The organism is Hahella sp. NBU794 (assembly GCF_050749805.1).
Lineage (GTDB): Bacteria > Pseudomonadota > Gammaproteobacteria > Pseudomonadales > Oleiphilaceae > Hahella.
Map to the genome: position 1 here is coordinate 3469998 of NZ_CP192738.1, position 20438 is coordinate 3490435.

Below are 20438 nucleotides of genomic sequence, written 5' to 3' on the forward strand. Positions count from 1 at the left end.
TCCAATCGAGGAGCAGGTTATGACTCGGCAAGAAAACTCTCCGTTTCACGCGGCGGAAATCGCGGTGCAAAAGCGGCTTGGCGTTGCGGACCAGGTAGCGCAGTACAGCGGGGGAATCCGTAAGGCGATGCCGATGCAGCATCGGGAGTTTTTCTGCGAGCTGCCCTTTGTCATCCTGGGCCTTGTCGACCAGCAAGGCTTTCCCTGGTGCATGCCGTTGTTTCCGGGGGCGGCGGCGCTCTCCGGTCACTCCGGGTTTATCACTTCTCCCATTGATACTCGTCTGGAGCTGCAGGCATTGCCAGTCCTGACCCGTCTATTGAATCTGGATTTCGCGCCAGGCAGGAAAGTGGGGATGCTGGGCATTCAGCTGCATACCCGTCGTCGTAATCGTATGAATGGGGTGATTGCGGAAGTGACTGCGACAGGTTTCGGCATTGATGTGGAGCTTAGCTTCGGTAATTGCCCCAAGTACATACAAACCCGTGAACTGCGGTGGATAAAGGGGGAATCCGCCGCCCTGTCCGTTGATAGCGCAGCAGTTGTCGCCGGCATTGCTGAACAGGCAAAGTCGCTGATAGCGCAATCAGATACTTTCTTTATCGCCTCCCGCAGCAAATTAATGGACAGCGATCCTCGCCATGGCGTCGACGCCTCTCACCGTGGCGGCAAACCGGGTTTTGTGAAAGTGGAGGGCGATACCCTGTTGTTTCCGGACTTCAGCGGCAACCGCTTTTTCAATACGTTGGGCAATATCGAGTCTGACGGTCGAGTCGGTCTGTTTTTCCCCGACTTCTCGACAGGAAATGTGCTGTTGGCGGCGGGGCGCGCCGAAGTGTTATGGGATCATCCCTCTGTGAATGAGTTCGAAGGCGCGCAGCGCATCATTGCGGTCACAGTGGAAAAGTCTACCTACCTCGACCAGTTCATGCCGGTGACCGGTGAACTGCAAGAGTTTTCCCCGGCTCTCGACGGCACTGGCGTATGGAAAGATCGCAAGCCATCCGCCACAAGTACATCCAGCACAAGTACAACTCAGACGCTAAAGCTGGTGGAAAAACGTAGAGAGAGCGACAGGGTGATGTCGTTTTATCTGGCTCCAGACAACGGCGAAACGATCAAAGACTACATTCCCGGGCAGTTTCTGCCCGTCGAAATACGCCTTCCTGGCCATAAACAGCCGTTAAAACGTCACTATACCTTGTCCTCCGGCCGCGCTGACGGCCGTTATCGCATCACGGTGAAGCGGGAAGAAAACGGTGTGGTTTCCAAGGCGCTGCATGATCATATTCAGGTTGGCGATGTGATTCATGCAGGCGCGCCCGCTGGCCAGTTCACGCTCAAGCGAAACGACCATGCCGTCGTACTGATCTCGGCGGGCGTCGGTATAACCCCGATGATCGCCATGTTGGAGGGGCTTGTTCATGAGGTGAACCAGGGCGCAGCCGCCAGACCGGTCTGGTTTATCCATGCCACGCAAAACAGTCAGACTCATCTCTTCGCAGATGAGTTGGCGCAACTGGCGGCGCAGCACGATTGGCTGCATCTTCATACGATTTATTCCAGACCATTACAGCAAGATAAGATCAATAAACATCATGACTCGGAAGGACATCTCTCTATTGAACTGCTGAAACGCATATTGCCTTTTGATCACTATGATTTCTATTTATGCGGCTCTGAAGGGTTTATGAGAAGTATCTATAAAGCGTTGGTTTCAACAGGCGTTCAAACGGCCAATATATATTATGAATTCTTCGGTGAAGGAACTATCGAGGAAATCAGTCCCTCTATCCCTTCAATCAATATCGCCACAAAATCGCAAGTTAGTTTTTCCCAAAGCAGAGTATCGGGCGAATGGTCCCCTGATGACGGCAGTCTATTAGCGTTCGCGGAAAAACTGGGCGTCACGGCGCCATTCAGTTGTCGGTCGGGTAACTGCGGCGCCTGCATGACGCCCATTAAGAAGGGAAGTGTGGCCTATCAAACGCCCACAAGCTTTTCCGCGGAAGCAGGAAATGCGCTTCTTTGTTGCGCCAAACCCGCCGAAGGTAGCGCAGAGGTAGTGATTGATATTTAGCCTTTCAGGGGCATGGATGCTGTTCTTGGCGCGTTGCCAGCAGGCGGCCTGTAAGTAATCCTATTTCTAGATAAACAATTTATCTATCTGATATATAACATGCTGTTCTCTTTTATTTTCGTATTTTATAGATCTCTAAGCTCTCCTGGGCGTGAGCAAAATTTATGCATTCGTATATTGTATACAATATACAGTGGTAGTATATTGGCGTTGGTTGTTTGTTGATCGTCATGGCGCCAATGCCATACCTGAAGTGTTTGGTCGGGCGTCCACTCACTAACGCAAAACGAAGGAGAAGCCTATCGAAGAACGACTCTGTCACCACCCAAAGACGGCATGAATAGATTGAGAGTTAACCACTGCGGCCAGCAAAAACGCATAACGAATGATCTATCTGTCACTCATAGACTTTCATTTTGGCTTCACCATTAAATACAACTAAAAGCCGAAATGAATCATAGATTGACGGTTACTTTATTATGAAAAAGTATTCGACGTTATTTAATTTCGTTGCGGCAGCTGTTTGTTTCACCGGTTCCATTGCGCAGGCATCGACCCTGATGCCGGATCAGCCCAAAGATGTCCAATATTGTACGGCCAGTGGCGTATCCCAGGATGAATGGATTGAGAGTATTAATATTGATGGCGTAGTGAAAAAGTCTGGCCAGCCCGGTGAATTAAATCATCGCAACGGCTATTCAGATTTTTCAAATCAAGTTATCGAACTCACTTCAGGCTACATTACCCTGACTCCCGGATATCGTCTAAACCGCTATCCTGAACACTGGCGTATCTGGCTGGATTTGAATCAAAACGGCGTTTTCGAGGATGACGAAATGCTGCTTGATGATCTGTCAGGGGAGGGGGAAGTTAAAGGGAAATTAGCCATTCCTCAGGTTACTGAGCCCCTGCTGACCCGTATGCGGGTGTCGATGACTTATGAGGGCGCATCGGAATCCGCCTGCGGCGACGTGGGATATGGCGAGACGGAAGACTACACCGTTTTGTTGGGCGGTTCGGCTGAAGCCGACATTCCAAATGTTTGCAGCCAGGAAGCGCCATACACCGGCAGAACGCTGACAAACGGCAAGGCGGTCTGTATGCCGGATTCCGCGCCCAATTACCTCAGCATCGGTAACTCCGACAAATATCAAAGTATCGCCATCTCCACCGGACACGGCAGCGGCAATTTAAGCCTGTACGCCAAGAACGGCGGCTGGCCGAAAACGGACGGTTCTGATCCCAGCTCCACCAAGAGCGGCAACGGCGAGTGCGTGATCATCAAGACTCCCTCCAGCTATTGGACCTACATCACCGTAACGGGGGCCAAGTCCGCCGCCTCGGTCGTCGTGGACCTTGGCGCTACGTCATGTCGCGGCTCAACGGATACCCCTGATCCGACGGGCAATAACGGCTATCAGTATGACTCCGTGAATATTCTGGTCTATCGCTTTGAGTTCACGGACGCGCCCTTCAAGTGGGACACCCTGGAGCAGGATCTGCAAAAAGTGAACGAGTACTACAAGGAGCAGTCCTACGGCCGGTTTAATGTGACCTATGACTTGTCGCAGCCCGTCATCCGCATCAACGAGAGCAAGTCCAAATACGACAATGACTTTCACGCCTGGAGGAATTTGTACGAAAGTAAAATTCGTCAGACCGGCGTTGATCCCAGCAATCCCGGAGCCGCCAACATCATTATGATGACGGCCCCGCAGGTGGGTAACTTTAACTCCAGCGCCGGGCCGCCATTAATGTCCATCTACCATCACACACCGGGTGTCGTGGCTCATGAAATGGGGCACGCCATGGGGCTGAGACACGCCAAAGCCGTCGAGGCCGGTCCCGGAAAGGTTATCGGCACAGGCGATATCGACAAAGAAAGCCTCAATTACGGCAACGTGTACAGCATGATGGGCATGGGCGCGCATACGCTCGAAGAGTACAACCTGATGTACAAAAGCTACTTCGGATGGCTCACCGACAGCGAAGTTCCCCTGATCAACAGCTCAGGCGTGTATCGCATTTACGCGTTTGATTACGGAACCCGCAGCGGAACCAACGCGCCAGGCTACATCGGCCTCAAACTCAAATCCGGCAACGGCGCTTACACCTACTGGGTTGAGTACCGCACCACCCACTACCGCTACAAAAACACCAAAAACGGCGTGCTGCTCAACCTGCAGGGGTATATGGAAAACGAAAAGGACCCGGATTTCTGGAAACACACCTCCCACCTGCTGGACATGACCCCCGGCTCTCTGACTCCCGGCAAAGACTCCCCCTGGGCCCTGATCGACCAAACCGACTCAGAACTGGTGATCGGAAAAACCTACACCGACCACTGGGGCGGCTTCCGCATCACCCCCATCGCCAAAGGCGGCGTGGAAGACAGCGCCCAAGCCTGGATCGACGTGAAAGTGGAAATGCTGTAGCTGTAGACTTTGTTCCTTGATGTTGAAAACCTGGCTCCGTTTGGGGTCAGGTTTTTCTTTTCCGAAACACCTCTTAATTTACTCTTTCTAGCCTAAACTCAATGAGATATCCCATCCGTTTGAAGAGGGTGATCCGTTGAGAAGCGTGACGAGTATTGCTTTCCTGTTGTGTCTGACGCTTACGGCGTCGTGGAGTTACGGTAAAGAGCGTCTGATCATTCGTGTGGGGGAGTCTTTCCCCAATTATTACCAGGATGAGAACGGAGATTGGCAGGGCGTTGATGTGGAGTTGGCCCGGGCGCTGGTGTTGCGGGCGGGTTTTGATTATGAGTTTCGCTCTATTCCCTGGTCTCGCGCTCTGGTGATGGCGAAAGAGGGCCAGATAGACATTCTGGCGAACGCCAACATCACTGCGGAGCGCTCGGAATATATGTACTGGATTGGGCCTGAGCGCTATACCCAGCTAAATCTGGTTGTTCGGAAAGAGCTGCTGGACATGCCGATTAACAGTCTGGATGATCTGGTCACCCAGTGTAAGAAAAACCGCGGCCTGTTTGGTTATCAGCGCAACGTGAAATACACGCCGGAATTTCACCGGCGCTTAGAAACCGATCCAGAGTTCGCCGCCTGTTTGGAGTCCGTTGTGCAACCGCTTAACGACGACAAGGTGCTGCATCAACGGCTGCTGGGATATTTCGACGAGCCGTTCGACATCGTGCTCGAACGCAAACGCGACCCGCAATATGCATTAGTGGTGCATCCGTTTGTCTTGCTCAAAGAGCCTGTCTTTATTGGCGTGAGTAAAAAAGGCGTGAATGTGGATAGCTTGATCAAACTTTTTGAAGCCTATGAGTCCTTGTTGTTGGACGGAACTTTGGAGAAAATCCGAAGCCAATGGATGCAGGAAGGATAAACCGCCCCATGTTAACGACAGCAGAAATATTAAACCTGATTCGCCTTACCGAACTGGAAATCAGACGGCTCCAGGAGCAAATCGACGGCGATGACGAAGACAAGAGCAATGAGGCCGGCGAAGTGATCCTGCAGTTTGACGCGATGGCGCTCAAGCTTGAGCAGATGTATCTCGAATCGCAGCCTGATTACGATATTTACCCGCAGTATGACGACTATATTAAGCTTATAAACGGATAGCGTATGGGCTTGAGGGGGGGATTTGTCGGATGGCGCTTTGCTTATCCGACCTACGTTCTTTTCGCGGAGGGACACGGCGGCGCCAAGCAGGCATTGTGACTGCCGGGTGTCTCAATCATCAGGTAAAAAATAGAGTTGGTAGAGTTTTTCATACTCGCCAGAGTCCTTTAGGCGATCAAGGGCTTGTTGCCACTTATCAACGGTTTCGTCAGGAATGTTGTTGGAAAAAGCAATATATCCTTCTGATACTAACAGCACCACTGGCGTTCGCTGAATTTGATCTGGCGATATTTCCGCTTCTTTTAGCTTGCTTAATACCGTACTTGAGGCTGAAACCGTTAAATCAACCCTGCCTTTCTTCAGCATATTGAAACAACCAACATAGCTTACGTTGGTATAGATGTTATTAAATTTATAGCTGTTAAGGATTTTGTGGTGTATTGCGCCATTTAGAACGCATATTGAGGAAACATTTCTGGCGTCTTCTAATTTTGATATGCCTGTTGGAGCCGATTTCATTTCATAAAAATAATCTTCTTCTTTCTGAATGGGGCCAACCCATTTAACCATGTTTTCCCTATCTGGAGTTCTGCTGACATTAAACATCGCCAGGTCATTGTTTTTCGTGACCATCTGCATGCCTCTGGCAAAGGGGACTTCTTGAAACTTAGTGGGATGCTTCATTGCAAGCATCAATTCTCTAACGACTTCGATATTGAAAGCCCTTTTGCCGGAATGCTTTATGCCTCTAAGTTCACCAGCCTGGTCGGTATAAACCTGTCCTTCCACGTTATGAGTCAGGAAAAAAATTTCATCAGCCGTTACATTAGTGGTTATTAGAAGTGCGCCTAGCAACGCTAGTCTTATTCGCTTCATGGGAGCCTCCAAAGGGCGCGAAACACTGGGTCAGGGGTGTTTGGTTCGCCCAACGGCCGAGCTATGTTGCGCTGTAACGTCCATAGGGAGATAAAAACGGTTAGTGTTACAGGCCTGGATGTTGGAAGAGCAATCGATGAAGGTAATTATAGCAGTGATTGAGTATGGACGACCGCGTTATATTGTTGATTTCATAGCCCCCCATGCAGCGTTCGCTCCTAACCACTAGGCAACTAACTCCAGCGTCTGTTGATAGGGGAGGCGCAAGGCGGAGAGGGCGTCTTCTTTGGATTTGATATTGGTGTAGCCAATGACCAGTCCGTATTTCCTGTCTTTCTTCTGGGCGTACCACATTGAAAGCGGCAGCACCTGCAGATTATGCGACTGCCATAGGTTGCAAAGCTCTCTGTCTTTGGCGCTGTGTTTCAGGAAGGCGACAATATGCATGCCGCCATTCTGAAGCGGCATATCGAAGTAGTCGCCGTAGATTTCCATAAAGGCGTCATGCACCACTCTTCTTCTGGATTCATACAGAGATCGCATGCGCTTAAGGTGCTTGTAGAAAGCGCCGGAGGATATAAATGACTCCAGAATTTTCTGTGGAAGCAGCGGCAGTCCTGTCTCAACCATTTCCGCCGTTTCGTAGAACTGTGGCAGCACGGCTTTGGGGATCACTACATAGGCGGTACGCAATGACGGCATGATGGTCTTGCTGAAGGTTCCCACGTAGATCACCCGATCAAAGACATCCAGGCTTTTCAACGAGGGGATATTCTTGCGGGCAAAGTGGAACTCCCCGTCGTAGTCATCTTCGATGATCCACGCCTGATTCTCTTGCGCCCAGTTCAGTAACTGATGCCGTCTCGGTAAAGACAGGCTGACGGTAAGGGGGCTTTGATGGGAGGGCGTGGTGACGACAAATTTCGCATCGTTATGATGGGCGACCAGAAAGTCGACGTTGAGACCGTCCGAATCCACGGGCGCATAGAAGAGGTTTGGGACACGTCTCTCTAACAGCTTTTGACCAAAGAAATAGCCAGGCTCTTCAAAAACGACTTTATCGTGGTTTGACGCTATCGCCTCAAAGATAAGTCTAAGACTGGAATTATAGCCATTGGTGATGAAGATCTGGTCTGCGGAGCAGTCTATGCCCCGTGAAATATTCAGGTAGTTTGCGATCGCCTGCCGAAGGGGGAGGTGTCCCATCACAGACGGATGGTTCATGTCCTCATAGGTCATGGAACGGGCCACTTTTCCAGATAGAAGCAGCCACTTTTTATATGGAAACTCATCCAGCGACGGAATGCCGAGCTGAAAGAATCCCCGCGCATCCCGAAAATCCACGATCTTTCTTAAATCCGGGTCATCAAGCTTGTTTGGCGCATGATTCCGGTAAGCGGCATCAATGACCAAATCCGGATTAACGAGGGTTCCCCTGGGCCCTCGACTGACAAGGTAGCCCTCGCCAATCAAAATATCATACGCCGACTCGACGGTTTTTTTGGCGACGCCGAGCTCCTGCGCCAGGTTCCGTATGGATGGCGCCCGCTCGCCGGGCTTCAGATCGCCTCGATGTATGGAGTTTATAAAGCGATCATAGATATCTTTGTAGCCCACCCTATGTCCTACTTAAAAATACGAATTTTGTACCCTTAAAATACGTCATTTTTCCCCATAATTCATCACCAGTCCCCCAGGTTGATTGGCGTCTGCAGACCCGTAAAAAGAGACGCCATATCGTTGTCTGGCCACTAGCTGTCATAGATATCCTGATCCCGAAGGTGAGTAGTATGAATCTCTTGCACATCAAAGTGAGTCCAAATCTATATGGTTCCGCGTCGAGGGAAGTGTCCGACTACCTTGTCGACCGCCTGAAAATGAAATACCCGGATATCAATGAACATGTGCTCGACCTGTCGCAAGAACCCTTGCCGCATCTGGACGGATTCACGATTGAAGCCTTCTTTACCAGGCCTGAAGAACGGACCGAGCAGCAACAAAACGCCGTCAAACTCTCAGACAAAATGATCGACATGCTCTTCGCCAGCGACGTGATCGTCCTGTCGTCACCCATGTGGAATCTGGGATTGCCCTCTGTGTTAAAGGCCTGGTTTGACCATGTCACCAGAGCAGGGCGGACCTTCAAGTTTACGGAAGCGGGCGGCAAGGTAGGGTTGGTTCAGGATAAAAAAGTGTACGTCGTCATGGCGAGCGGAAGCGCCTTTTCAAGCGGCCCCTTTGTCAGTCATGACCAGTTTACCCCCTATGTAAAAGTGGCGTTTGAGTACATCGGCGTCACCGATGTGAATATCGTGCGGGTTGATGGCACGCACGATCCGCTGACCCGCAAATCCGCCGTTCCCAACGCGATTTCCAGCGTTGATGAAATGCATATCTAGTCACCCGGATTCCGATCTCCAAACTTTTACGTTTAATCATCAGGCGCATGCCTGATTAATCAATACCAGGAAAATTACCATGCGAGTACAACTTAAAGGCTTGATGAAAATACCGTTGATTGCGCTATATCTGAGTGTGATTTCCCAAGCCGGCTATGCGGAAGACGCGGATTATGCCGCCGAAGGCGAGCGACGGGCTAAGGTTGCCGGCGAATCGCTGTTGGGCGCGGCGGCGCCGACATTCAAGATCAAGGATATTGACGGCGGAACGATCGATCTTGCTCAAATTTACGGCGAAAAACCCGTTTATCTCAAATTCTGGGCGACCTGGTGCGGACCTTGTCGTGAACAGATGCAAGGGTTTGAAGAGATCTACAAAAAGTACGGCGATAAAGTTCAAGTGATCGCAATTAATACGGGGATCAGCGACACCCTGGAATCCGTTACTGAGTTTCGTAAAAAGGTGGGATTGACCATGCCAATTACCATCGACAATGGAGAATTGGCGCGCGCCTTTCAATTACGCGTTACTCCTCAGCACGTGTTAATTGATAAAAAAGGCGAGTTCGCCTATTTCGGGCATAAAGATGATCAGGCGTTCCATCAGGCGCTGGAGAGCGTCGTCGCTGAAAAGTCTGCCGGAAAACCACTCAACAACCCTGACCTGGCGCTCAACAATGAAGGCTATAAAAAAGGAGATACGGCGCAGGATGTGTCTTTCTCAACTATTGATGAGCAAGCGCTTAATTTTCGCTTTAACACGTCAAACAGCAAAAAAGTGGCCGTCGTGTTCTTCGCGCCATGGTGTGAATGGTATCTAGAGGAAACGGAACCCAAGACCTCAAAAGCCTGCACTCAGGTTCGCGAACTGCTGGAAAGCAAATCCAAATCGACCGATGTGCAGTGGGTGACCGTTTCGAGCAACCTATGGACGTCGGCTGCCGACCTTAAAGATTATCGCAAGAGCTATGCCGCCATCCCGCCAATCGTATTCGATGACGACGGAGAGCTGTTTAAGCAATTTGGCGTCAATCAAATACCCACTATCACCGTCATTGAGCCTAATGGCGTTATAAGCCTGAAATCTTCGATCCAAGACGAGGACTTTGATACCGCCTTACAAACTATTTCGTCCTTCAAATAAGCTGAATTAACCAGAAATAGCTGAACTAACGGGAAGCTGAACTAACGGGAAATAGCTGATCTAACAGAAAGTATAGGAAGCAGGCGCTGAATGAAACTCTTCATGCAATTAGTGACGACCTGGTTGGTTGTCTTGCTATGTTCGCAACAAGCCATAGCGAATGAACCACTGGAAAATCAGCGCCTGCTTTCGATCGCTATTGCGCTGGAATCAGATCACCCTGCCGCTGGCGGCACGCTGGAGCTGGCGTTAACAATGACGCCCCAACAAGGCTGGCATGGCTATTGGCTTAACCCTGGCGACGCAGGTTTTCCAACCAAGTTTAGCTGGCAGCTTCCGGATGGCGTGACAGTAGGGGAGATGCAGTACCCGGCCCCAAGCCAGCTCTTAACCGCTGACATCATGAACTACGTTTATCCCGGCGAGTTCACGCTGCTGACACGGGTAGAGATTGATAGCAGCGTTGCGGTGGGGAGTTCGCTACCTATTAAGCTCGATATCAGTTATCTGGTTTGCAGTCCCTCTGTGTGCCTGCCTGAACAGCAACGGGTTGAAACCACGCTGATTGTCGGTGACGGGCGCGTTTCCGAAGATCGCGCACAAAAATTCGCTCAATGGCGGCAAAAGTTAGCCAGACCACTGGACGCCAAAGGACGGTTTTCTGTTGAAAACGGCGAGTTTACTCTGGCCTTGCCGTTACCGGGCTCAATCGAGAGTGATAACGCTCATATCTATCCCGTCATTAATCATACGATTGCAAATAACGCCAAGCAGACTCTCTCCCATGACGGCGATGTTCTTCGCATGCAAACGCAAGCGGGCGATGAGCTGGGTGAACGATTTCAGGGCGTCCTGGTGCTGGATAACGGCGTGGCGCTGAGTTTTGAGGCGGATAAATCCGAGCGCGCGGCATTATTATCTGAAGCGAAAAACAACCGCAGCGATTCATCGATTAAAAATACGTGGCTGCTTGGAGCTACAGCCTTTTTCGGCGCAATCCTGGGCGGTTTATTGCTCAACATCATGCCCTGCGTATTTCCTATATTAAGTTTGAAGATATTAAGCCTCACGCATCAGGAATCTGAAAAAGACGCCAGGTCCGGCGCTGTAGCGTATACCTCTGGCGCTGTACTGGTATGTGTGTTATTGGGCGGCGTGATACTGGGACTGCGAGCGCTGGGGCATCAAATCGGCTGGGCGTTTCAGCTGCAGAGCCCAGCGGTGATCGCAGCGTTGATTGTCTTAATGAGCGCCATTGGATTCAATCTGGCTGGCCTCTTTGAAATCGGAACCATGACTTCCGGGTCGCGACTGCAAGATAAAAAAGGCCCGATTGGCGACTTTTGGACCGGGGTTTTAGCCGCTTTTATCGCCACGCCTTGCACGGGCCCTTTTATGGCGACTGCTTTGGGGGCGGCCTTGGTGTTGCCCGCCGGCATCGCATTTACGATCTTTGCGGGCCTGGGTTTTGGCATGGCTTTACCGCTGTTGCTGGTGAGTTTTATTCCCGCATTACGCGCACACTTACCGAAGCCCGGCGCCTGGATGACGACAGCCAGACGCGTACTTTCTCTGCCAATGTTTGTGACAGTCACTGGCCTAATCTGGGTTTTGATGCGGCAATCAAACAACGATTATGTTTTGTCCGTGCTTGCAGCCGCGATGTTGTCGGCGTTTGGTTTATGGATGACCGGCTTATGGCAACAATCGCAACGCCGAGGTGAATGGTGGCCCGCTATCTCATTAACGCTATTGCCTTTATTAGCTGTGATCAGCTGGATACCGCCCACTCATGCCTCTTCACAACTTGAGCAGAAGGAAGTCTCAGAAGCGGTTGCGTTTAATCAGGATCAGCTAAGCGCATTGCGTGAAAAACAAGACGTGTTTCTGTATTTCACCGCCGATTGGTGCCTGACCTGCAAGGTAAATGAAAAGACCTCCATCGATCAAAAAGACGTAAAAGAAGCATTTAAGCAAAGTAACGTCGTCACCATGGTTGGCGACTGGACCAGCGGCGATAGCAAGATAACCGAATTCCTGTCCCAACATGGCCGATCAGGCGTGCCTCTCTATCTATGGTATAAAAAAGGGGCAAGCAGACCGTTGACCTTGCCTCAGGTTTTGACTCCGTCGGTGTTGATTAATCAGGCCGGTGGGTAGGCGCTTCATGGTTAGAGCAGGGGAAGTGACAGAGGCCGGGGGGCTTGTCTCTGTTTTCACGACGGTGATTAATTTGGCTGACGGATACTGCATCTGCCCCCCCTGGTTCTGCAAACACTCCGCCAGCCACTATTCCTTATTTATGGATAAATAAGGTTACTATCAGACCGCCAGACCTTCTAAACCTACTGAGGTTCGTGACACTGGTCATTCACCCAGATGGTGCAGCCCTGTCCCGGACCTGGCGTGCCGGTTCCTCCGCCTACGGAACATCCCAAGGCGCCGTTTTGTGTGACGCTGCCGCCGTCGCTCAAAGTCGCCATGAAATAGTAACGGCCGTCTGACGTACTGGATGTGCAGCGCGCCACCATATAGCCGACGCCCTGATCTTCAATGACTGCGCCATATTCCGCGCGCCACGTTTGAGACGTTAAATAGGCGCCGCTATCGGAAACAAAGGTGTCGCAGGCTACTCGGCCTGAACCGAGGAACTCGCAGATGGTGTTGGTTCCAGCCGCCAGAGCGGCGTTGGTTCCCAGCAACAAAGCTGTAGCGGTCAGAAGTTTGTAGTTCATGATGTTTCGCTCCTATCCAAGTTATTTTTCCTGCCGCTTTCTGCGGCGAAATCAGTATCCCGGTTCGCGTTTATTGGGACCATGACCGCCTGTTTTGTTGTATTGATCTTCTGTTTTGACTGTTGAGGAACTCCATATCGATAAGAGGGTCTGAATAAGATTGGCAATTACCCATGATCCAAAGAAGGAGCGAAAATCATATGGATAGCGTGGGGCGTGAAGGGCTCGATGCGCATGCATCCCCCCTAGAGCAGTTGTTGCGTCAGGTGTTTTTCAATCTCAGGGTCGATGGGAGCTTATACTTTGATAGCCACTTACACGGCGATTGGGGAATGGCGGTCGGCGCTTCTCCATATATACAGTTTCATTGCGTCGCATCAGGCGTTTGCTGGTTAACCACCGCAACGGAGCAGGTTCGTTTGTCGCCTGGCGATATCGCCCTGTGCATGCGAGGACAAGTTCACACCCTTTCTTATACTCCTGATGTGGCGTTGGCGACGGATCAGGAGTATTTACAGAGTCTGCGACAAGGCGCGCCGCTATTCCGCGAAGGCGTGTTGAATAATCGGCTGCTGTGCGGTCACTTCGCCATTGCGGATCGAGATACAATTCCTTTTCTTACAGGACTGCCCGACTTGGTTGTTGTCCGCCAGCAACGTAAATCTGTGGAATGGGCAAGCGCGCTGAGAGGTCTCACGGAAAGCAACGAACTTGAAAACCATGGAAACCCAGTCAGCAATCGTTTGGCGGAAGCACTAATGATCCGTTTCCTGGAAGGGTATTTTCAGCAGCAGTCAAAGCAAGGCGAGTCGGCGATTGTCATTCAGGATAAGAGAATTGCCCGGGCGCTGAGTATTTTCCATCGTCGATACCACGAACCCCTTACCGTAGAGCAAGTCGCCGGCTCTGTGGGGATGTCTCGTTCTGCGTTTAGCGTTCTTTTTAAACGAAACTTGCAACAGGGTCCGATGGAGTACCTGAATAGCTGGCGTTTTTATCAGGCGCGCCAGATTCTTCGGCAGAGTCATCGTACTCTATTACAGGTTTCTCTTGAGGTGGGATACGCTTCCGAAGCCGCATTTATCCGCGCCTTCAAGCGCCGCTACGATATCACTCCCGGCGAATATCGGCTTGCGATGTTTGAGGCGTAGCGTCTTGCCGGTGGGCGAAGGGCGCAATTCTCTCTTTGCGGCACTGTTAGTTACTATGTCTACAATATAAGTCATAACCGACCCACTCATATAAAGGACAAAGAGGTAACTGATATGAAGGGCGAGTTAATATCGCGGCGGTTGCCTGACTTGTCACGGAGAAAACAGGGAAGGGGGCGTCACCCGTGCAGGCTATTACCATTCCAAGGTAAACCCCTCTCATCATTTTTAATGGATGCCTAATGCTGAATTCGCCACTTACCGATCCGAGATATCAGCGCTTATTTTGTGCTCAGGTCACGTCGCTATTTGGAACCGGATTAACAACAATAGCGCTGGCTTTATTGGCGCATGAAATTGCGGGGGGAGAGGCAGGGGCCGTTTTGGGAACCGCGCTGGCCCTCAAAATGCTTGCCTATGTGGCCATCGCTCCAGTGATTGGCGCGTATATTCAGCGATTCCCAAGGAGAAAACTGTTAGTCGCCCTGGATATTCTCAGGGCCGCCGTGGTCTGTGTGTTACCGTTTGTCGATCAGGTATGGCAAATATACTTGCTGGTGTTTCTCCTGAATGTATTTTCTGCAGGCTTTACCCCTGTATTTCAGGCGACTATTCCAGACATCATTAAAGACAAAGATCGCTATACGAAGGCGCTTTCATATTCCCGTTTAGCGTATGACCTGGAAAATCTGCTAAGTCCAATACTCGCTGCGGCTTTGATTTCGGTAACGAGCTTTGGCGTTCTATTCCAGCTTAATGCGCTGACATTCATGGCGTCAGCGTTACTGGTTCTTTCCATTAGGCTCCCTGACCAAAAGCTGCAAAATGCGGTTACAGGCTTTTGGCGACGGTTGACCTACGGAGTGGCTATATACCTGAAAACGCCGCGCCTGCGAGCGATGTTTGCGTTGTGTATGGCTGTGGCGGCGGCGGGCTCTATGCAGATTGTGAACACCGTTGTTTATGTGCGCACTGTTCTGCAATTGGATGAGGTCTGGGTAGCGTTGGCGTTTGCTGCGGCTGGAGCAGGCTCGATGCTGGTGGCGTTGACGCTTCCCCACGTGCTGTTAAAGGTTGCCGAGCGCAACCTGATGGTATGCGGCGGCTTTTTAATGAGCGCAGGGTTATTCCTTGGATTGCTGGAGCCATCAATAACTGGGCTGCTGTGCTTGTGGTTTCTGCTGGGCGTCGGCTCCTCGGCCGTTTTAACGCCTGTTGGTCGACTACTCACCGCGTCATGCCGGGAGACCGACAGGCCCGCTGTATTCGCCGCCCAATTTGCGTTGTCGCATGCCTGTTGGTTGATCGCATATCCGTTATCTGGCTGGCTGGGCGGCTTGAGTGGAATACAGAGCGCTTTCTTTGTTCTAGGCGTGATTACGTTACTCTCAACAGTCACGGCTGTTCTGATATGGCCGCGATTGGACGAATCTGAATTAGTGCATTATCACGCAGCGCACGCCCACCAACACATGCATTTCCATGACGAGCATCACCAGCATCAGCATGAGGGATGGGAGGGACCAGAGCCGCATAGCCATCCCCATCAACATTCCGGTGTAAAGCACAGGCACGTATTTGTAATCGATGATCATCATTTACAATGGCCAAAGTAGAGAAGAAACCGCACAAGGAAATGACGCCGCCTGTGAAATCCGCCCCCAAACCTCACATTTTGCTGGTAACGGCTATTGCAGCCAATGAGCTGGAGTCATGCGACTTTTCCTTCGAAATCACACATGAGATTGACTTTCCATATGATGACATAGAGAAAATCCGTTCTATCAACAGACGTCGCAAAAATTACGGCTTTGATCCTGCAAGTGCTGTCGATGAATCCTCAGGTAAGTCCGCATTGTTCGCCGCTCGCGTAGACAAACGTTTAGTCGGTTTCGCTCTGATCGTTGAGAGTTGGAATGGCATGGCGGAAATTGCAGAGATAGCCGTCGACCGTAACGCACGCGGCCAAGGCGTAGGTATGATTCTACTTGGCGCTACAGAAGAATGGGCGCAAGAACAGGGTTTCCATTTCATTCGCCTCGAAACTCAATCGACCAATCCAGCGGCGTGCAAGCTATATGCTCGTGCAGGATACAGGCTGGAAGGTTTTGATCGGATGCTTTATGCAAACAGCGAAAACGCGGGAGAAACGGCTTTGTTTTGGTATCGCAATCTAAAGGCGTGATCAACGAGTTTGGAAATTGGAAATCAGATGTGGCTTGTTGTGAACGACGAACAGCCTTTAACAGAAGAGCGATTCGAAAGGGCCAAAGCCTGTGGGGTTGTCATGACAAACAGAAACGCCGACACGCCATTCGTAATCCCAATATCCAATTTAACATAATATATATTATGCGCACTCATGGATGTGCATAGCGAGACAGAGGCGTCTGTGGATATAGCGCCTCAGTTATTAAGATCCCTCATGTCGACTCTTTAAGACTAAGCCTCGGGCTCATGGCAAACCGCTTCGATGTTGTGTCCGTCCGGATCAATAACAAATGCTGCGTAATAACTCGCGTGATATTGAGGACGCAAACCAGGAGCCCCATTGTCCTTACCGCCAGCTTCCAGGGCCGCCTGATAAAAATCCGCGACTGTGCAGGTTTTTCCTTGGCTTCGAATAGACACAGTGAGACTTACCGTCTGTGCTGAGCTCAATGCCAAGCGGACCTTCCTGAACAACAGTGACGCCGAGTGGCGTCAGCGCCTGGAGGTAAAATGCTTTGCTGACAGCATAATTACTGACTCCAAATACGACATGATCAAACACGAATAATTTCTCCTTTATGTGCGTGTTGGCCTCAATCACCATCGCTGGTGCGGGCGTGAATCATGTGAGGGATCTTAATAACTTTTGCTGGTGAAAGATAATTCGCCTAAGTCGGCTCACTCAGAACAGTTCTAATTGAACCTTGCACCTGCAAGCAGTGGCTTTGCGGTCGGTGATTTTTTGGATGGTGAATTTTGGATTTTGTGTGATGAGCGTAAATAAGGCGCAGTGCGAGCAGCAATATTCGTCATACACGCAATGTCCACTAATTGACATTAGTGGACATAAGAGCCGCAAAAGACACTATTTCATTTAACTCAAATGCTTAATTTCCAACTAAAGCACTTAATTCCGTGACCACTACATCATGGCAGCCTTATGTGATTGGAATTTTTTCAGCTGCTTTTTCTTCGAGCTGGGTTTGGGTTAAGTTAGTTGGTTAAGCAAAGCTTACTTTGTTTCTAACAACGTTGCGTACAACAGCGGCAGCTCCCGCGGCAGACGCTTGATATTGTTGACCAGCACATAGCCTTTGTCGCCAAACAAGTACGGCAGGTATTCCTCCGCCTCCTTATCCACCGTAATACAGAATGGAATCAGCCCTTCTCTTCTCGCTTCCATCACTGCCTGACGGGTGTCCTCCAGTCCATAGCGGCCTTCATAGAGGTCGAGGTCGTTGGGTTTGCCATCGGTAAGAATCAACAACAGTCTTCGTGATGCTTTCTGTTCCCGTAGAATCTTTGTGGATTGACGAAGCGCAGCGCCAATGCGGGTGTAAAATCCCGGTCGCAGTGCGACTATCCGGCCTCGCACCGCATCCGTGTAAGGCTCTGCAAAGTTTTTAATGACGTGAAAGCGAACATGCTGGCGTTTGCAGGAAGAAAATCCGTATAGAGCAAAGCGATCGCCAACGGCGTCCAAGGCTTCGGAAAACAGCAGTAACGCATCGCTGATGACGTCAATCACACGCCTGTCGTTATCCACATAGGCGTCCGTGGACATAGACAGATCCGCCAACAACAGACAGTCCAGATCCCGTAATCGTCCGTTAAAACTCTTGAACATGGGCTGCTCAACGGCGCCGCCAGCGATTCTGTCAGCGCAGAATTCGTTCCAGCGCTCCATTTCGATCTCTTCGCCATCCGCCTGATTGCGACGCCAAACCCGCATGGGGCGCATCATCTCGAAGCGAGCGCGCACCTCTCGCACCCCTCCGCGCAGACGGGATGGCGGCGCACAGGGCGGCGCGCGGTGATCCAACATCGGCTGTAACAGACAATGATCAGGAAGCAGTCGTCGGCTGCGGTAGTCCCATTCAGGCAGACGCAAACCGGGTCCCAATGGCGTGTCGTCTTCACTGGCGGAAGGCAGGTCCAGATTCAGCTTGATGCGCTGACCGCCGCCGAACTCCTGTGTGGACAAACTGAGATGGTCCAAATCTTCAGCGACGCGCGCCGCATCCTCATCAGGGCTATCATCTGCGGTGCGATCCAGCTTCAGGTATTCAGACCAGCTAAACAGATTCTCCAGACGAAACACCAATAGCCCTTTGTCGCCGTCGTGATCCTGCACATATTCTCCCCTCGCCTTCTTTTCCACTTTCTCTTCTGGCGCAGCCGGTGGCCGCTGCATCTGTGCGTCCGACGCCACATCTCGCCGCACCGACATATCAGAAGCCCGCAGGGAGGAATACAGCCAAAATGGAGGCGGCTGCAGGCCGTCAATGTCCGTATCCTGGATCAATGCTGTTTCGGGAGACAGCATTGCCGCACGCAAACGTGACTCTTTTTCCTGCAGCGTCGGCGGCAGGCTTTCAAGTGTCGCGCGTAAGGGGATATACGCAGACACCATGGCGTCATACCGCGCGCGCATCGCTGGATAGGCGGCGCGCAGAGCGGCATATCGAAGGCAGGCGTTTTGCGCCCAACCGGTAACATTCGGAAGCGACTGCGCCGCCATCGCCGCCAGCATCCTGTAGACTTCCCGATTCAGTTCAGCCTTGGGAAACAGGGCTATCTCCTCCGGCAGCGCCAGCACTTCCTCATCCAGATAAGCCAGCGCCAGACGTCGATGACTGCCCGCCACACGCTGCCATAATGTACGCGGCAGCGTAACGAGCCGCTCAGCGGCCGCCTCAATGCGCACAGCGCGTTCACCGCCCAGGGCGCGGTACAGGACGCCCACTTCCTTGCGCATCTGCGTCAAGGTTACCGCCGCCCCGGCGTAACGGTCGTCCGCATACCCGGTTACCACCCGATGCCAGAGACCGCCGACCCACTCTTCCACTTCAAACATAACGACTGGCTCAGGCAGACTGAGTTTGCGGGCCTTTTACGAAGAAACTGGCGAAGTAACAGACCAGTCCCACCAGAAACACCACTCCCGCGCCTTCCCGCAACCAGTAGAAAACGGCGATTTTTTCCTGGGTCACCATAAACGGCAAGGCTCCCGCCGCCTCCGGCAGACGCTGCAGCCACACCTGTAGAATGCCGGCCCCCGTCAAAAACAGCGTGATGAACACCATGGCGACAGTCATTAACCAGAATCCCCACATTTCCACCACCTGGGAGCGATTGCTGTTGCCCTCGGTGCGCCCGCTCAATACCGGCATTGCGTAGGAAATAATAGTGAGCACGATCATCGCGTAGGCGCCATAGAACGCCATGTGGCCATGGGCGGCGGTGATCTGCGAGCCATGGGTGTAATAGTTGACCGGCGCCAGTGTATGCAAAAAGCCCCAGACGCCCGCGCCCAGAAACGCCATCACCGCTGTGCCCATAGCCCAAAGCGTGGCGGCCTTGTTGGGATGAACCCGACGCCGACGGTTGACCATGTTAAAAGCGAAAATGGTCATAGCGAAGAAGGGCAAGGGCTCCAGTGCGGAGAAAAAGCCACCCAGCCAATGCCAATAAGGCTCTGGACCAATCCAGTAATAATGGTGCCCCGTGCCGATAATACCGGTAATCAGCGCCATGCCGATGATCACATACAGCCACTTTTCAATCACCTCGCGGTCCACGCCAGTCACCCGAATCAGTACAAACGCGAGAATCGAGCCCATGATCAGTTCCCACACGCCTTCCACCCATAGATGCACCACCCACCACCAGAAATACTTGTCTAAAGCCAGATTGCTGGGATTGTAGAAAGAGAATAGAAACATCACCGCCAGCCCAACCAAGCCCGTCATCAACACCACATTGATCACCGTTTTGCGGCCCTTGAGAATGGTCATGCCCACGTTATAGAGAAAGCCGAGGCACACGATCACGATACCCACTTTGGTCAGCGTGGGCTGCTCCAGAAACTCCCGCCCCATGGTCGGGAAAAACTTGTTGCCGGTGATCTCCGCCAGCTTGGCGTATGGAACCATGAGATAGCCCAGAATCGTCAGCACGCCGGCCGCGGCGAAGACCCAGAATAAGATCAACGCCAGTTTGGGACTGTGCAGTTCCGTTTCGCACTCTTCCGGGACCAGAAAATAAGTCGCCCCCATAAAGCCGAACAGCAGCCACACAATGAGCAGGTTAGTGTGCACCATGCGGGCGACGTTAAAGGGAATCTCAGGAAATAAAAAATCCCCGATCACATATTGCAGGCCCAGGATCAATCCAAACAGGATCTGCCCGGCGAACAGGATCAGGGCGAAAACAAAATAGGGTTTGGCTACCGCCTGTGACTGGTATTTCATGC

General features: G+C 51.6%; 16 protein-coding genes. 10 read left to right on the forward strand and 6 right to left on the reverse strand.

Features of this window, described 5'->3' with window-relative positions:
* The first annotated feature begins 19 nt into the window (after positions 1 to 19).
* The 4 genes from ACQYWX_RS15525 (at position 20) to ACQYWX_RS15540 (ending at position 5667) form a co-directional block, all read left to right on the forward strand.
* Positions 20 to 2080 (forward strand): pyridoxamine 5'-phosphate oxidase family protein, encoded by a 2061-nt coding sequence (locus ACQYWX_RS15525; RefSeq protein WP_431689483.1) that lies wholly within the window; start codon positions 20 to 22, stop codon positions 2078 to 2080.
* A gap of 479 nt (positions 2081 to 2559) precedes the next feature.
* Positions 2560 to 4515, forward strand: a complete 1956-nt coding sequence (locus tag ACQYWX_RS15530; RefSeq protein WP_431689484.1) for a GEVED domain-containing protein — start codon at positions 2560 to 2562, stop codon at positions 4513 to 4515.
* A gap of 145 nt (positions 4516 to 4660) precedes the next feature.
* Positions 4661 to 5428, forward strand: coding sequence for a substrate-binding periplasmic protein (locus tag ACQYWX_RS15535; protein WP_431689486.1), 768 nt, complete (start codon positions 4661 to 4663; stop codon positions 5426 to 5428).
* A gap of 8 nt (positions 5429 to 5436) precedes the next feature.
* Positions 5437 to 5667 carry a hypothetical protein gene (locus ACQYWX_RS15540; protein ID WP_431689487.1) on the forward strand — a complete coding sequence of 77 codons (231 nt, stop codon included), beginning with the start codon at positions 5437 to 5439 and terminating at the stop codon, positions 5665 to 5667.
* 111 nt (positions 5668 to 5778) lie between these two features.
* Here the strand turns inward: ACQYWX_RS15540 and ACQYWX_RS15545 are convergent, their stop codons facing one another.
* A complete protein-coding gene (locus ACQYWX_RS15545) occupies positions 5779 to 6543 on the reverse strand; it encodes a substrate-binding periplasmic protein (protein WP_431689488.1) in 765 nt (254 codons plus the stop codon).
* Between the two features lie 225 nt (positions 6544 to 6768).
* Complete coding sequence (locus tag ACQYWX_RS15550) at positions 6769 to 8160, reverse strand: PLP-dependent aminotransferase family protein (RefSeq protein ID WP_431689489.1); 1392 nt, start codon at positions 8158 to 8160, stop codon at positions 6769 to 6771.
* 173 nt (positions 8161 to 8333) lie between these two features.
* Between ACQYWX_RS15550 and ACQYWX_RS15555 the strand changes: the two genes are divergently transcribed.
* The 3 genes from ACQYWX_RS15555 (at position 8334) to ACQYWX_RS15565 (ending at position 12246) form a co-directional block, all read left to right on the forward strand.
* Positions 8334 to 8942, forward strand: a complete 609-nt coding sequence (locus ACQYWX_RS15555) for an FMN-dependent NADH-azoreductase (RefSeq protein WP_431685436.1) — start codon at positions 8334 to 8336, stop codon at positions 8940 to 8942.
* 103 nt (positions 8943 to 9045) lie between these two features.
* Positions 9046 to 10086, forward strand: coding sequence for a TlpA family protein disulfide reductase (locus ACQYWX_RS15560; protein WP_431685437.1), 1041 nt, complete (start codon positions 9046 to 9048; stop codon positions 10084 to 10086).
* A 90-nt stretch (positions 10087 to 10176) separates the two neighbouring features.
* Complete coding sequence (locus ACQYWX_RS15565; RefSeq protein ID WP_431685438.1) at positions 10177 to 12246, forward strand: protein-disulfide reductase DsbD family protein; 2070 nt, start codon at positions 10177 to 10179, stop codon at positions 12244 to 12246.
* A gap of 185 nt (positions 12247 to 12431) precedes the next feature.
* On the opposite strand, the gene ACQYWX_RS15570 is transcribed toward ACQYWX_RS15565, so the two are convergent.
* Positions 12432 to 12821 carry a hypothetical protein gene (locus ACQYWX_RS15570; protein ID WP_431685439.1) on the reverse strand — a complete coding sequence of 130 codons (390 nt, stop codon included), beginning with the start codon at positions 12819 to 12821 and terminating at the stop codon, positions 12432 to 12434.
* Positions 12822 to 13021: 200 nt separating this feature from the next.
* On the opposite strand from ACQYWX_RS15570, the gene ACQYWX_RS15575 reads away from it, so the two are divergent.
* From ACQYWX_RS15575 to ACQYWX_RS15585, 3 genes are all read left to right on the forward strand, one after another.
* The gene (locus tag ACQYWX_RS15575) at positions 13022 to 13972 is read left to right on the forward strand and encodes an AraC family transcriptional regulator (protein ID WP_431685440.1); all 951 of its coding nucleotides are present in this window, start codon (positions 13022 to 13024) and stop codon (positions 13970 to 13972) included.
* A gap of 242 nt (positions 13973 to 14214) precedes the next feature.
* On the forward strand, positions 14215 to 15588 hold the full coding sequence (locus tag ACQYWX_RS15580) for an MFS transporter (RefSeq protein WP_431685441.1): 1374 nt from the start codon (positions 14215 to 14217) through the stop codon (positions 15586 to 15588).
* Positions 15576 to 16157: a GNAT family N-acetyltransferase gene (locus tag ACQYWX_RS15585; protein ID WP_431685442.1), complete on the forward strand. Its 582-nt coding sequence runs from the start codon at positions 15576 to 15578 to the stop codon at positions 16155 to 16157. Before ACQYWX_RS15580 ends, ACQYWX_RS15585 begins: the two co-directional genes overlap by 13 nt.
* Positions 16158 to 16414: 257 nt before the next feature.
* Here ACQYWX_RS15585 and ACQYWX_RS15590 read toward each other — a convergent pair whose 3' ends face one another.
* The 3 genes from ACQYWX_RS15590 to ACQYWX_RS15600 form a co-directional block, all read right to left on the reverse strand.
* Entirely contained in the window at positions 16415 to 16603 is a 189-nt protein-coding gene (locus ACQYWX_RS15590; protein WP_431685443.1) for a glyoxalase, read from the reverse strand.
* 592 nt (positions 16604 to 17195) lie between these two features.
* Positions 17196 to 19040 carry a nitric oxide reductase activation protein NorD gene (locus tag ACQYWX_RS15595; protein WP_431685444.1) on the reverse strand — a complete coding sequence of 615 codons (1845 nt, stop codon included), beginning with the start codon at positions 19038 to 19040 and terminating at the stop codon, positions 17196 to 17198.
* Positions 19041 to 19050: 10 nt separating this feature from the next.
* Positions 19051 to 20436, reverse strand: coding sequence for a cbb3-type cytochrome c oxidase subunit I (locus ACQYWX_RS15600; protein ID WP_127972026.1), 1386 nt, complete (start codon positions 20434 to 20436; stop codon positions 19051 to 19053).
* Between the last annotated feature and the right edge of the window lie 2 nt (positions 20437 to 20438).